The 13754-nt window shown below is 62.7% G+C and carries 14 protein-coding genes; 2 read left to right on the top strand and 12 right to left on the bottom strand.

Translation table 11 applies throughout. The features are described 5' to 3' along the window. Nucleotides 1-195 precede the first annotated feature (195 nt). Entirely contained in the window at nucleotides 196-1299 is a 1104-nt protein-coding gene (locus ACN0YF_RS04225) for a DUF2855 family protein (RefSeq protein WP_417481743.1), read from the top strand. Nucleotides 1300-1356: 57 nt separating this feature from the next. Here ACN0YF_RS04225 and ACN0YF_RS04220 read toward each other — a convergent pair whose 3' ends face one another. The 5 genes from ACN0YF_RS04220 to kynA are packed head-to-tail and all read right to left on the bottom strand — an operon-like array spanning nucleotide 1357 to nucleotide 7139. Beyond that, complete coding sequence (locus ACN0YF_RS04220) at nucleotides 1357-2115, bottom strand: SDR family NAD(P)-dependent oxidoreductase (RefSeq protein WP_417493474.1); 759 nt, start codon at nucleotides 2113-2115, stop codon at nucleotides 1357-1359. After that, entirely contained in the window at nucleotides 2112-4406 is a 2295-nt protein-coding gene (locus ACN0YF_RS04215) for a bifunctional salicylyl-CoA 5-hydroxylase/oxidoreductase (protein ID WP_417493473.1), read from the bottom strand. The genes ACN0YF_RS04220 and ACN0YF_RS04215 overlap by 4 nt, the downstream gene beginning before the upstream one ends. A 25-nt stretch (nucleotides 4407-4431) precedes the next feature. Next, the gene (gene kynU / locus ACN0YF_RS04210; RefSeq protein WP_417493472.1) at nucleotides 4432-5658 is read right to left on the bottom strand and encodes a kynureninase; all 1227 of its coding nucleotides are present in this window, start codon (nucleotides 5656-5658) and stop codon (nucleotides 4432-4434) included. Further along, on the bottom strand, nucleotides 5658-6287 hold the full coding sequence (gene kynB, locus ACN0YF_RS04205) for an arylformamidase (RefSeq protein ID WP_417493471.1): 630 nt from the start codon (nucleotides 6285-6287) through the stop codon (nucleotides 5658-5660). Before kynB ends, kynU begins: the two co-directional genes overlap by 1 nt. Nucleotides 6288-6290: 3 nt before the next feature. Then, on the bottom strand, nucleotides 6291-7139 hold the full coding sequence (gene kynA, locus ACN0YF_RS04200; protein WP_417493470.1) for a tryptophan 2,3-dioxygenase: 849 nt from the start codon (nucleotides 7137-7139) through the stop codon (nucleotides 6291-6293). Between the two features lie 189 nt (nucleotides 7140-7328). Here kynA and ACN0YF_RS04195 point away from each other — a divergent pair, with 189 nt between their 5' ends. Then, nucleotides 7329-7916: a HupE/UreJ family protein gene (locus tag ACN0YF_RS04195; RefSeq protein WP_417493518.1), complete on the top strand. Its 588-nt coding sequence runs from the start codon at nucleotides 7329-7331 to the stop codon at nucleotides 7914-7916. 17 nt (nucleotides 7917-7933) lie between these two features. Here the strand turns inward: ACN0YF_RS04195 and ACN0YF_RS04190 are convergent, their stop codons facing one another. The 7 genes from ACN0YF_RS04190 to ACN0YF_RS04160 all read right to left on the bottom strand — a co-directional run bounded on the left by ACN0YF_RS04190 (nucleotide 7934) and on the right by ACN0YF_RS04160 (nucleotide 13729). Further along, nucleotides 7934-8359 carry a PIN domain-containing protein gene (locus tag ACN0YF_RS04190; RefSeq protein WP_417493469.1) on the bottom strand — a complete coding sequence of 142 codons (426 nt, stop codon included), beginning with the start codon at nucleotides 8357-8359 and terminating at the stop codon, nucleotides 7934-7936. Beyond that, nucleotides 8356-8583: an AbrB/MazE/SpoVT family DNA-binding domain-containing protein gene (locus ACN0YF_RS04185; protein WP_417493468.1), complete on the bottom strand. Its 228-nt coding sequence runs from the start codon at nucleotides 8581-8583 to the stop codon at nucleotides 8356-8358. The genes ACN0YF_RS04190 and ACN0YF_RS04185 overlap by 4 nt, the downstream gene beginning before the upstream one ends. 129 nt (nucleotides 8584-8712) lie before the next feature. Next, nucleotides 8713-10605 (bottom strand): M2 family metallopeptidase, encoded by a 1893-nt coding sequence (locus ACN0YF_RS04180; RefSeq protein WP_417493467.1) that lies wholly within the window; start codon nucleotides 10603-10605, stop codon nucleotides 8713-8715. A gap of 96 nt (nucleotides 10606-10701) precedes the next feature. Next, nucleotides 10702-11532, bottom strand: a complete 831-nt coding sequence (gene fghA / locus ACN0YF_RS04175; RefSeq protein ID WP_417493465.1) for an S-formylglutathione hydrolase — start codon at nucleotides 11530-11532, stop codon at nucleotides 10702-10704. A 15-nt stretch (nucleotides 11533-11547) separates the two neighbouring features. After that, the gene (locus ACN0YF_RS04170) at nucleotides 11548-12006 is read right to left on the bottom strand and encodes a YaiI/YqxD family protein (RefSeq protein WP_417493464.1); all 459 of its coding nucleotides are present in this window, start codon (nucleotides 12004-12006) and stop codon (nucleotides 11548-11550) included. Continuing rightward, the gene (locus ACN0YF_RS04165; RefSeq protein ID WP_417493463.1) at nucleotides 12003-12605 is read right to left on the bottom strand and encodes a hypothetical protein; all 603 of its coding nucleotides are present in this window, start codon (nucleotides 12603-12605) and stop codon (nucleotides 12003-12005) included. The genes ACN0YF_RS04170 and ACN0YF_RS04165 overlap by 4 nt, the downstream gene beginning before the upstream one ends. Continuing rightward, a complete protein-coding gene (locus ACN0YF_RS04160; RefSeq protein WP_417493517.1) occupies nucleotides 12602-13729 on the bottom strand; it encodes a M14-type cytosolic carboxypeptidase in 1128 nt (375 codons plus the stop codon). The genes ACN0YF_RS04165 and ACN0YF_RS04160 overlap by 4 nt, the downstream gene beginning before the upstream one ends. Nucleotides 13730-13754: the final 25 nt, after the last annotated feature.

Raw genomic sequence — 13754 nt, 5'->3', positions numbered from 1 at the left:
CCCTGTTTGCCAGGCCGGCGCCAGGCGCGGCCATCCCCGTGTGCGCCATTGATTCCGGCGCTTGTGCATCAAGACCTACGACGCGCGGCCCGCAGCGTCCACTCCGGCAGCCAAGCGGCGTTGAAACGCAGTTTCCCGTTGGCCTTGGACGCCAATCTGGTCAAGACTGGGCGCATCAGCCAGCCAAGGGTCATCATGAGCGCTCCCGTCACCATTCACCGTCTCGTTACCGCCAAGTCCGATCCGGGACATACCGAAATGCGCACCGATACGGCGCCGGAACTGGAGGCGGGTGAAATCCTGCTCAAGGTCGACAGCTTTTCGTTGACCGCAAACAACATCACCTATGCGGCGTTTGGCGATGCCATGCAGTACTGGAATTTCTTCCCGACGGGAGAAGACGGTTTTGGCCATATGCCCGTCTGGGGTTTTGCCGATGTAGTCGCCTCGCGGACGCGCGGGATCGAGGTGGGTGAACGGTTTTACGGCTATTTCCCGATTGCCAGCCATATCCTGATGCGCCCGGGGCGGATTTCGCCGCGTGGCTTCTATGACGTGTCGGAACACCGGCTTGATCTGGTCTCGGCTTACAATCAATACGGCCGTTGCAGCGCTGACGAGGTCTACCGGCCCGATCGCGAGGCCTTCCAGGCCCTGTTCCGTCCGCTCTTCGTAACCGCCTATATGCTCGCCGATTATCTCGCCGACAATGACTGGTTCGGGGCGCGGCAATTGCTGATCTCCAGCGCCTCGAGCAAGACTGCCTACGGTACGGCCTTCTGCCTGCAGGGCGAGGATGGCCTGACGGTCACGGGGCTGACCTCGGCGCGCAATCGCGCTTTCGTGGAGGCGCTCGGATGTTATGATTCCTGCGCGCTTTATGACGATATCGAGCAGCTCGATGCGTCGATTCCGACAACCTATGTCGACTTCGCCGGCGATGTCGCCCTGCGCGCCCGCATTCATCATCATTTCGGCCCCGCCCTGGCGCATGACTGTGTCGTCGGCGCCGCCCACAACGCGCCCTTCGTGAAGCCGCTCGACATGCCCGGACCGGCGCCGAAATTCTTCTTTGCGCCGGAGCAGATCGCCAAGCGGAACAAGGATTGGGGGCCAGACACGTTCAATGCCCGCTTCAGCGCGGCGCAGGAGCGCTTCTTCGAACAGGTCAGCGCTGCCAATCCGGTCTGGATGACGGTCAAGACCGGCCAGGGTTTCGATGCGGCTCAGGCCGTGATCCGGACGCTGGCGGATACGGGCGGAGACCCGTCCAGCGGTCACATGATCGAGCTCGGCTGACGCCCCGGCGTTCAAATGGCCGGGGCGGAACCGCTTTGGCAGAAAATGCCGGTATGGTTAAATTGCGCCGCCTGAGATCGTAATCGCCTGTCCTGACACGGATCCGCTCAGTGGCGAGCACAGGAAACTCACGGCCTCCGCCACTTCTTCTGACTGGATCAGGCGCCCTTGTGGATTGTTCTTGGTCAGCTCGGCGAGGGCATCCTCGCGCGAGCGGCCGGTCTTGGCCATGATATTGGCGATGGAATTGTCGACGATCGCCGTCTCGACATAGCCCGGGCATACGGCGTTGAAGGTCGCATTGGTGTGGGCATATTCCAGTGACAGGGATTTGGTCAGGCCGACAACGGCGTGTTTCGAGGCGACATAGGGCGCGATATAGGCACCGCCACGCAGGCCGGCGATCGAGGCGATATTGACCACGCGGGCATAGTCCGCCTTCATCATCGAGCCGATCACGGCCTGGGTGCATCGCACCAGCCCCTCGACATTGACCGCCTGGATGCGCTGCCATTCCTCCATCGAGGTGCGGTGGAAAGCGCCCGCCGCGGCGATGCCGGCATTATTGACGAGGATATCAATTTCACCGCCGGCCCGGGCCGCGGCAAAGGCCTTGTCGACACTGTTGGCATCGGTGACGTCGAGCTGGATTGCCTCGGCACCCGGGATGGTTCTGGCCCCGGCTTCAAGCCGGGTCAGATTGCGGCCCATGATGATGACCTGGGCGCCCTCGGCAGCGAGGCGTTTGGCGCAGGCCAGGCCGATACCGGTGCCGCCGCCGGTGATGACGGCGCGATGTCCTGTCAGCTTGCTCATACCTTCAGCTCTCCTTGTTGGGCGCGCGCGAGATTGCGCGTCAATTGTTCGAAACCGGCCGCGTATTGCGGCGGCACATGGATGTCACGATAGCCCAGTTCGGCCGCTGCGCGCAGCGTCCACATCGGATCGATCAGATGCGGCCGGGCCAGCGCGACCAGATCGGCGCGGCCGGCGGCGAGAATGGAATTGACGTGGTCGGTCTCGTAGATATTGCCGACCGCCATCGTCGCGCAGCCGAGCTCATTGCGGATACGGTCGGAGAAGGGCGTCTGGAACATGCGGCCATAGACCGGCCGCGCCAGCGGCGTGGTCTGGCCGGCCGAGACATCGATCAGGTCGGCACCTGCCTCCCGGAAAGCCCGGGCAATCGCCAGGCTGTCGGCATCGCTCAAGCCGTCATCGCCGAGCCAATCCGTCGCTGAAAGCCGCACGGCCATCGGCTTGTCCGACGGCCAGACGGCGCGCATGGCGTGGAAGACCTCCAGCGGGAAGCGCAGCCGGTTCTCGACCGGGCCGCCATACTCATCCGTGCGCTGATTGGAGACCGGGGTGAGGAAGCTTGAAAGCAGATAGCCGTGGGCGCAATGCAGTTCGACCATGTCGAACCCGGCCTCCAGCGCGCGATGTGTGGCGGCGACGAAATCGGCCAGCACCGCATCCATATCGGCGCGGTCCATTTCCTTCGGTGTCTGATTGCCCTCGCTCCAGGGCAGGGGCGAGGGCGCGATCAGCGGCCAATTGCCCGTCTCGAGTGGCTCGCTATTGCCTTCCCAGGCGAGGCGCGTCGAGCCCTTGCGGCCGGCATGGGCCAGCTGGACGGCCATCTTGGCGCGGCTCTGCGAATGCGCGAAATCGGTGATCGCGCGCCAGGCCTTCACATGCTCGTCGGTATAGAGACCCGCACAGCCGGGCGAGATGCGGCCATCGCGGCTGACATCGGTCATCTCGGTATAGACGAGGCCGGCTCCGCCTACAGCGCGGGCGCCGTAATGGACGGTGTGGAAGGGCCCGGGCTGGCCATCCTCGGCGGAATACATGCACATGGGCGAGACCACGACGCGGTTCTCCAGCCGCATGCCGCGCAGCTCGAACGGCGCAAACATGGGCGGCCGCGCATCCGTTTTCCCACCGCCCGTCGCCTGGCCGGTGAACCAGCTTTCGACGCCCGCCAGCCAGTCGGAATCGCGCAGACGCAGGTTTTCGTGGCTGATGCGCTGGGAGCGCGTCAGCAGGGAATAGGCGAATTGTTTGGGCTCGAAGCCGAGATAGCGGTCGAGATGCTCGAACCATTCGGTCGAATTGCGCGCCGCGCTCTGCAATTTGAGCACTTCGACGGTGCGCACCGCCTGGTAATCCTTCAGCCCTTCAGAGACAGGCTTGTCGGTGCTGGTGAGGACATCGGCGAGCATGATCGCGTCTTCCAGCGCCAGCTTGGTGCCGGATCCGATCGAGAAATGCGCGGTGTGGGCCGCGTCTCCCAGCAGGACGATATTGTCATGCACCCAGTTCTCACATAGCACGCGCGGGAAATTGAGCCAGGCCGAGCCGCGCAAATGGCGGGCATTGGACATCAGTTCATGGCCGTCGAGCCAGGGCGCAAACAGCGCCTCGCTGGCGCGGCAGCATTCGTCCTGGTCCATCGTGTCAAAGCCCAGCCCGGCCCAGGTTTCCGGTGCGCATTCGACGATGAAGGTCGAGGTCTCGTCATCGAAACGATAGGCATGGGCCCAGACCCAGCCATGCTCGGTCTCGACGAAAATGAAGGTGAAGGCGTCGAACACCTTGTGCGTGCCCAGCCAGACGAATTTATTGCGGCGCAGTTCGATATCCGGCTTGAAGCTGTCGGCAAAACGGGTGCGAATCTTCGAATTCAGCCCGTCGGAGGCGACAATCATGTCGGCATCGGCAAAGCGCGAGAGGTCCTCGCCAATCTCGGTCTCGAAATGCAGGCCGACACCGAGCTCGGCCGCGCGGTCCTGCAGCAGGTTCAGGAGTTTCTTGCGGCCAATGCCGCAGAATCCGTGGCCGGTCGAGGTTTCGGTCGTGCCCTTGAAGACGACATCGATATCGTCCCAATGCGCCAGGCTGGCACCGATGGCGCGGGCGCTGACGGGGTCATTGCGGCCGAGATTTTCCATGGTCTGGTCAGAGAAGACGACGCCCCAGCCGAATGTATCGCCCGCCTTGTTGCGCTCATAGACATCGACGACGCAATCGGGATCGCGCAGCTTCATCGAGATCGCGAAATAGAGGCCGGCAGGACCGCCGCCAAGACAGGCAATTTTCATGGCTTGCGTCCTTTCCGGTATGGCGTCAGGTGACGGCGGCGCGAGTGGCGAAGCGGGGCTCACGCCATTCACCCGTCTGCATGATATCCGCCAGCGCCGTGATCGCCAGCCAGACATCCTCATGGCGGGTATAGAGCGGCGTGAAACCGAAGCGCAAAATATCCGGCGCCCGGAAATCACCGATGACGCCGCGCGCGATCAGGGCCTGCATGATGGCATAGCCCTGCTGATGCCGGATGGAGACCTGGCTGCCGCGCTGCGCCGCATCGCGCGGACTGGCGAGCTCGAAACCGGTCAGGCACTCTTCGCTCAGCGCGATGAAGAGGTCGCCCAGTGCCTGCGATTTGGCGCGTATCGCGGCCATATCGGCCTCGAGCATCAGATCGAGTCCGCATTCCAGCGCCGCCATGCCGAGAATGCCCGGCGTGCCACACTGGAAACGGTCAATGCCGCTGCCCGGCTCATAGGTGTCCTTGAAAGCGAAAGGGTCGGCATGGCCGAGCCAGCCGGACAGGGCCGGGAAGACCTGGTCATGATGGCGCTCGGCGCAGAAGATGAAGGCCGGCGCACCCGGCCCGCCATTGAGATATTTATAGCCGCAACCAACGGCGAAATCGGCCTCGCAGCCATTGAGATCGACGGGCAGGGCACCGGCACTATGGCTGAGATCCCAGATCACCAGCGCGCCGGCCTCATGCGCGGCGCGGGTCAGGGCCGCCATGTCGTGCAGGCGGCCGGTCTTGTAATGGGTCTGGGTCAGCAGCAGGACCGCGACCTGGTCATTGAGGGCGGCGGGGATTTGGTCAGCGGGCAGGAGTTTCTGCTCGATACGGCCGCCGCTGAGATGGGCCAGGCCCTGCATCATATAGGCGTCGGTCGGGAAATTCCCCGTTTCTGACAGGATGATGGAGCGGCCGGGGCGCAATTGCACCGCCGCGCTGAGCGCCTTGAAAACATTGATCGAGGTGGAATCGGCGGCGACGACTTCATGCGGTTTCGCAGCGATCAGGCGGGCGATCTTGCCGCCCAGACGCCGCGGCGCCTCGATCCAGTGATTCTTGTTCCAGGAGCGGATCAGGTCCTGTCCCCATTCGCGCGTCACCACATCGGCGATCCGCGCCGCCGTGGCCCTGGGCAGGGCGCCGAGCGAATTGCCGTCGAGATAGACGACGCCTTCGGGCAGCTCGAACCGGTCGCGGAAATCGCGCAGCGGATCGGCGGCGTCCATCGCGCGTATTGTGTCCAGATCCATCAGCCCAGCTCCCGCAATACAGCCCGTACCGGTGCGGCGTCGGCGCCGGCAATTTTCAGCGGCAGGGCAATCAATTCATAGCGCCCGTCGGGCACGCCGTCGAACACCAGGCCTTCGAGAATACGCATATCATGGCGCTGCACCGCGTGATGCGCATCCATGGTCTTGGAGGTCTGCGGGTCGAGCGAGGCGGCGTCGACCCCGATCAGGCGGCAACCGGCCGCCGCCAGGCGCTCGATCACGTCCATGTGCAGGGCGCGGAAATGATCGTCCCATGTCTCATGCGGGAAAGCCTGATAGGTGCGGATCAGCACGCGCTGCTCGCCCTCGATCAGGGGCCAGTCGAGATCGTCAATCACCACATGCTCGCCGGTCCAGCCGGCCGTCACGAGACGGCAGGGGCCCAGATAGGGCGCGAGATCGACACTGGCCGCATCAATCCCCGCCTGATCGTAGTGCGAGGGCGCATCGGCATGGGCGCCGCTATGGGTGGACAGCGTCAGGCGCGAGACCTTGACCGGACAGTCCGGCCCGATCGCCCAGGTCTCGTCAATGGCAAAGGCGGTATCGCCAGGCCAGACCGGCAGGCCGGGGCGCAGGGTTTGTGAAATGTCCCAGATCCTGGCCATGGTTCAGAGCGAGGTCCGCACGGTCCAGATCTCCGGGAAGAAGCGCAGATCGAGCGCCTTCACCAGATAGCCGACACCCGATGTGCCGCCGGTGCCGCGGCGATAGCCGATAATGCGCTCGACGGTCTTCATATGGTTGAAGCGCCATTGCTGGAACTTGTGCTCGAGATCGACCAGTTTTTCGCCGAGCTCATAGGCCTCCCAATGGGTGGCGCTGTCGCGATAGATCTCGCGCCAGACATCCTCGACCTGCGGCGAGGCTTCATAGGGCTGGGTCCAGTCGCGGCTGGTCTTGTCGTCCGGGATGGCATAGCCGCGCCGCGCCAGCAGCATCAGCGTCTCATCCCAAAGGCTCGGTGCCTCCAGCGCGGCATTGACCATTTTCCAGGCCGGCGGATTGGATTTGTGCACCCGCGCCAGCTCGGCATTCTTGTTGCCGAGGCGGAATTCGATCGTGCGATACTGGAAGGACTGGAAACCCGAGCTCTGGCCGAGCTTGTCGCGGAAGGCGAGATAGTCCGCCGGCGTCATGGTCGCCAACACATCCCAGGCAGCGATTAATTGCTCCTGGATGCGGGCCACGCGGGTGAACATTTTCAGCGCCGGGCCGATCTCGTCCCTTTGCAGATGCGCCACAGCACCGGCGGTCTCGTGCAGGATCAGCTTCATCCACAGCTCGCCGACCTGGTGGATCAGGATGAAGAGCATTTCATCATGCTCGTCGGTCAGCGGGTTTTGCGAAGCCAGCAGGGTGTCGAGACCAAGATAACCGGCATAGGTCATCTTGTCCTTCATATCCCAGTGAATGTCCTCGCCGGACACATCCACGCGGGAGGAAAACTTGTCAGCCATGATCATCCCCTGGCCCCCGTTTCCCGAGGGCTGTCTGGCGCGACTCGCGCGCCGGTTTTATGGGACAGGTGTAGGGGATAAGCGGGGCGGGGGGCAACTGCTGCGAGACGGGCGATCCGTCGCAGAACCAGTCTTGCCAGCCCGGCCCGGCCTGCCTAGCGTTTGGGCCGGACAGGGGGTGTGCACGAGATGATGGACGGGATTGCCGAACAGACAGTGTGGGACGTGATCGGGCTGTATCTGCAGCTCGGCTTTGAGCACATCCTGCCGAAGGGGCTGGACCATATCCTGTTCGTGCTGGCCCTGTTCTTCGCCTCGTCGCGGCTGAAACCGCTGGTCTGGCAGGTCTCCGCCTTCACCCTCGCGCATACGCTTACCCTTGCTCTGGCCGTTCTGGGCTGGTTCACGCTGCCGTCAAACATTGTCGAACCGGTCATTGCGCTTTCCATCGCTTTCGTCGCGATCGAGAACCTGGTGTTCAAGGATGTCCAGCGCTGGCGGCCGCTGGTGGTGTTCGGTTTCGGCCTGTTTCACGGGCTCGGCTTTGCCGGCGTGCTCGTCGAGCTCGGAATGCCGCAGGGCCAGCTTCTGCCGAGCCTGCTGAGCTTCAATGTCGGCGTCGAAGCAGGGCAGCTGACGATCATACTGGCGATGTGGTTCGCCCTGCACCGTTTTCGCGAAGCCAGCTGGTATCCGCTGCTGGCGAAGGGGGCTTCGGGGCTGATCGCGCTGGTGGCCCTGTGGTGGGTCGTGGAGCGCGTGTTTCTCGCGGGCTAACGGGCCGAGTGAGGGCCCTAGAGAAACGGGTTCCGGATCGTCAGCCGGCCGATGGTTTGCCCGTGCTGCAAATCCTCGGTCAGCAGGACAGTGGCGCCGCAGCGGATGGCGACCGCGATGATCAGGCAATCATACCAGGCGTAGCGGTGTGATTGGGCGATGGTGATGGCCAGCTCGATGTCCATTTCCTGGATTTGCTCGACTGCGCAAGCCTCCCGGAACGTGCCAAGCAGGTATCGGATATCCGGCCAGCCAAGCGGAGTACGCTTGCGCGCAACATTGACGAACTCGTTCAGCACCTGTGTGGAAATCGATCGAAGCTGCCCGGTCTCGCGCAGCAATGTCTCCACAATGGCAGCCTTCCTCGCATCGGTCGAGATCAGATAAACCAGGACGTTGGTGTCGAGGAAGACCCGATCAATCCGGGCCGGGGCGTTCATCATTCGTTGGCTTCATCACGGTCAAACCTGAAGTCTGGCGGGAGGCTGTCGCGGAAGCCACGGATGATTTCAAGCCGCTCCTCGAGGGTGGGTTTGCGGGCGATTTCGAAGGCGCGCCAACCTGCGATATTGATCTCAACCTCATCGCCAGCCTTCAGGTCCAGGGCTTCAACGACCGCTGCAGGCAAGCGCACGGCGAGGCTATTGCCCCATTTGGATACTTGCATGGCCCGTCTCCCTTGCTTTTGTAGATACACATTCGGTTAAATGTATATCATGAAGGGCAGCCTGGGGTAACCCGCAACAAAAAAGGGCGGCCCGAGAGCCGCCCTTTCCGTAGTCCATGCGTCAGGAATTTATTCCCAGCCGCAGCTGCTTCCGCTGTTCTGCTCTTCCAGATGCGTCATCAGCGGCTGGAAGTAGGCGATGATGGCCGAGCCGTCCATTTCGCGGGTGCCGGTGAAGGCCTCCAGCGCGTCGGGCCAGGGCTGCGAGGCGCCCATTTCGAGCATCTCGTTGAAGCGTTGGCCGACTTCCTCATTGCCATAGACGGTGCAACGATTGAGCGGGCCTTCCCATCCAGCCATGTCGCAAGCGGCCTGCTGGAACTGGAACTGCAGGATATAGCTCAGGAAATAGCGCAGATACGGCACGTTATTGGCGATGTGATATTTCGCGCCCGGATCGAAGGCATCGGCCGGCCGGTCAACCGGCGGCATCAACCCCTGATACTGTTCGCGCAATTCCCACCAGGCGGTGTTGTATTCTTCCGGCGTGATCTCGCCGCGGAAGACACGCCAGCGCCACTGATCCATCATCACGGCAAAGGGCAGGAAGGCGATCTTGTCGAGGGCCAGATTCATCATCAGGCCGAGATCGGCAGACTCATCCGGCACCTCATCCTGATCGAGCAGGCCGATCTGGACCAGGTAATCCGGCGTCACGGAGAGCGCGACGAAATCGCCGATCGCTTCGTGGAAACCGTCATGGGCGCCATTGCGGAACAGCATGTCCTGGCCGCGATAGGCGCGCTGGTAGAAGTTATGGCCGAGCTCGTGGTGAACGGTGCGGAAGTCCTCGGCATTGACGTGGGTACACATCTTGATGCGGATGTCTTCCTCATTGTCGATATTCCAGGCCGAGGCATGGCAGACGACATCGCGATCGCGCGGGCGCGTGATCAGGGAGCGTTCCCAGAAGGTTTCCGGCAGCGGGTCGAGGCCGAGGGAGGTGTAGAAACGTTCACCGGTTTCTACCATCTGGCGCGCCGTATAGTCGTGATCCTCGAGCAATTGCGTCAGATCATAACCCGGGCCATCGCCGGACTGGATGCCGACGATATCATTGATCGGTGCCCAGCCCTGGGCCCACATATTGCCCAGCAGGTCGGCGCGGATCGGACCGGTCGTCGGCTGGACGTCTTCGCCATAGGTCTCGTTGAGACCATTGCGGACATAGCAGTGCAGCTGTTCATACAGCGGCTCGACCTGGCCCCAGAGACGCTCGACTTCCGCTTCCATCTCGTCGGCGGGCATGTCGTAATTGGACAGCCACATTTCGGCGAGATCGGAGAAGCCCAGCTCACGGGCGCCGGCATTGGCGATCTCGACCATCTCGGCATAATCCTGGCTCATCTGGGCCGGATTGATCGCGGCGCGCCAGTCATTCCACATCATGGCGAGGAATTCGGGATCGCGTTCGGTCCCCATCATCACTTCCAGCGTGTCGAGCGAGACGGGCGTGTCATCGATCTCGATCGTGCCGGTGGAATAGGCCGAACTCATCCGCGTCGTGATTTCCGCCAGGCGCTGGGCGTAATCGCCGCCAGCTGGTGTTGGCAGGGTGATGCCGGCGGTCAGCATGGTCATCTTGCGGCGCATGTCGAGCGGCAGATCGGTGTCGGCGAAGCGGGCGGTGGCACCGGCCTGCTGCACGGAAAGCTCGGTCGCTTCCGCGCTCATCCGGCTGACCAGATACTCGGTGTCTTCGGTGATGAAGTTGGCATAGACCCAGGCGGTGTGGGCAGCGAATTCGCCGAAATCGGCGATCTCGGCCTCGGTTTCCGCGAGGAAGCTTGCAGCGTCCTCGACGGTGCCTGGTGTGGCCTGACCGGTCGCCATGACATCGCCGCTGTCCTCATGGACCGCTTCCCCGCCATGGGCGCGGCTCTCATGCATGTTGTGATAGGTGTAGAGACCGCCGGCCGCCAGAAGGGCGCCAACAGCTACACCAGCCAGTAGTTTCGTCATCGTCGATACTCCCCTTATTTACGGCGTCCCGCGCCGAATTGCTGCCATCCTCGCTTTCTGCATCGCTGCGTCAAGCGTCGGCGGCTCATGTCAGCATTACCGATCCAGTTGCTTGCGGTGCCAGGCGAGATGCTCGCCGACAAAGCTGGCAATGAAGAAATAGGAATGATCATAACCGGCCTGGCGCCTGACCGTGATGTCGCGGCCCCTGATCTCGGCTTCCAGCAATTCCGGACGCAATTGTTCGGTGAGAAAATTATCGGCTCCGCCCTGGTCGATCAGGACGGGCGGCAGGGCGGCTTCGCTATGGCGCAGCAGATGGCAGGCATCATGGGCGGCCCAGCTTGAGCGGTCATCGCCGAGATAGGTGGTGAAGGCCTTGATCCCCCAGGGCACCTGCATCGGCGCGACGATGGGGGCGAAGGCCGAGATGGCGGCGAAACGGTCGGGATGGGTCAGGCCGATGGTCAGCGCGCCGTGCCCGCCCATTGAATGGCCCATGATCGACTGGCGCTGCATGTCGAGCGGGCAGGCCTCGGCGACGAGTGCCGGCAGTTCCGCCGTCACATAATCCCACATCTGGAAATGCTTCGCCCAGGGCTCGCGCGTTGCGTTGAGGTAGAAACCGGCACCCTGGCCAAGATCATAGGCCTCGTCATCGGCGACACATTCGCCGCGTGGCGAGGTGTCCGGGCAGATGATGGCCAGGCCCAGCTCGGCGGCATAGCGCTGGGCGCCGGCCTTGATGACGAAATTCTCGTCCGTGCAGGTCAGCCCGGCCAGGAACCAGACGGCCGGCACCGGGCCGGCTTCAGCCTGAGGTGGCAGATAGACCGAGACCGTCATCTCGCAATCGAGCACATTGGAGGCGTGGCGATAACGCCGTTGCTCGCCACCGAAACATTTGACCGAGCTGAGCAATTCCATCTGCGTCTCCGGGGGTTAGCGGGGTGTCTTGCCGCGCTTGGCGGCCTGGATGACGATTTCCAGCCCGTTGAGAAAGGCCGAGCGATCCTTGGGGCCGAAGGGTTTGGCGCCGCCGGTCTGCATGCCGGTCTCGCGCAGATCGGTCATCAGATTGCGCGTCGCCAGCACCGATCCGATATTGTCGGGCGTGAAAGCCTTGCCGCGATGATCGACCGCCAGGGCGCCGGCCTTGAGGCAGCGGTCGGCGAGGGGGATGTCCGTCGTCACGCAGATATCGCCGGGGCCGATCTCGTCGGCAATCCAGTTATCGGCCGCATCCGTGCCCTGGTCGACAATCACCAGCCGGGCCCAGTTGGAATTGGGCCGGCGGATGCCGCCATCGCAGACGAAGAGCATCTCGATCTCATGGCGCTCGCCGACGCGAAGGACTTCATCCTTCACCGGGCAGGCATCGGCATCGACGAAGAGTTTCATGGCTTGCCTTCCTTTGTGAAGACCTCGATTGGGCGGCCAAATTCGTCGAATTCGCAGATCGCATCCGCGTCCAGATACATGCGGCTGTTGCGCTCAAAATCGCTCATTGAGACGGTGATGATCGCAGTGTCTGCGTAGGACGATTGAAATCCAAAGAGAAATCCAAACATGCACAGTGCCTCGGCGGCCAATTCCTGAATGGCAATGCCGGCCTCCAGGCGCGGCAGGGCTGAAATTGGATTCGGCCAGCGAGCTTCCATGTACCGGTGCATCCAGCGGTCGGGCCAATCGATCCGGTAGCTATGACGAATGACCCTTTTGTCCTCACTCGGCTGCCTGCCTTCGGTTGTCCCGAATATCCAGCTGTTCGCCGCCTGCGTCAGCAGGAATTGGGATGGAGACCCCGCGAAATACCCATCTGGCGTGCTGTTGCAGGACAGGCGCAGCAAGTCGATGCCACGGCCCGTATCGCGGACCCGACTGCCGCCGCCGTTAAAGATTGGGCCGTCGCGACCGAAAGTGTCCATATCGACGCGTTCACGGCACCAGCGGTGCCCGGCATGCGGTACGGGCTGATCCGTGGCGGTATCGGGCTTCACCGCAACTGGTCCACCAGGGCCAGCATCGCTTCCAGATTGGCAGCGCCGAGCTTGCGGCAACGCTCCGGCGACCAGCCATGCAAATAGTCAGGCAAGTCCGCATTGTCCTTGAACGGCATTTCCAAAGTCATCGCCAGGCACTTGAATTCATTGGCGAGATAATTGGTGCAGACGGAGAGGTTGGCGGTGCCGGGGGCATCGACATCATAGCCGTGACTGGTCTGGAAATCCGGGCTGACCTTGCACAGCGCTGCCTTGTAGGCATCGAGATTGGTCTGGCCGCGCTGGTCGAAATTCGGGGCGCCTTCGCCGCCGGCGATGAAGTTGTAGGGCAGGGCCTCGTCGCCATGGACATCAAGGGCGAGGTCAATGCCGGTCTCGCGCATGCGCTCGAGGACATGGAAGACCTCCGGTGAGTTCTCCAGGCTGGCCTTGTCCCACTCGCGGTTGAGGTTGACGCCCTTGGCATTGGTGCGCAGATGGCCGCGCTTCGACCCGTCGGGATTCATGTTCGGCACGATGTGGAAGACGGCCTTCGAGCGCAGCTTGCGCGCTACCGGATCATCGGGATCGAGCAGGCGGTCGAGAAAGCCTTCCATCCACCATTCCGCCATCGTCTCACCGGGATGCTGGCGTGCGGTGACCCAGATGGTGCGCTTCTTCTTCGCGGGCTCGCCCACGGTGAGGCAATCCATGGTCTGCCCATCCAGCGTCTCGCCGAGCACTTCCAGTTTGACGCCTTCGCAGCTCTGCACGGCGGCGATCAGGTCCTGGTGGCGCTCCATCGAGAAAGGGGCGAAATAGGCATACCAGACCGTGTCCAGCTCCGGCGTATGCTGCAGCGTCAAGACGCCCTTGGCATAGCTGGTCTCGATGCGGAACCAGGTCTCCCGGTCATAGGAGGCGCAGGCCTGATAGCCCGGCCAGCCTTCGAGATAGGCGGCGCCGCCGGCATTGGTGATGTGCATCACCAGATCCTCGTCGCGCGCGCCGGAGACGCGGAAATGGAACCACTGATAGAAGTCCGAATCCTTGTCCTTGCGGATCTCCAGCTCGATGTTTTCAGGATCGCGGGAATTCTTGACGACGATATTGCCGCTGTCGAACTTGTCAGTGATGTGCAGGGTCATGGGCGCGCTATCCGGGGCA

Origin of the sequence: Maricaulis sp., assembly GCF_048270265.1 — a bacterium.
Taxonomy (GTDB): domain Bacteria; phylum Pseudomonadota; class Alphaproteobacteria; order Caulobacterales; family Maricaulaceae; genus Maricaulis.
This window is presented reverse-complemented; position numbering and strand designations above follow the sequence as displayed.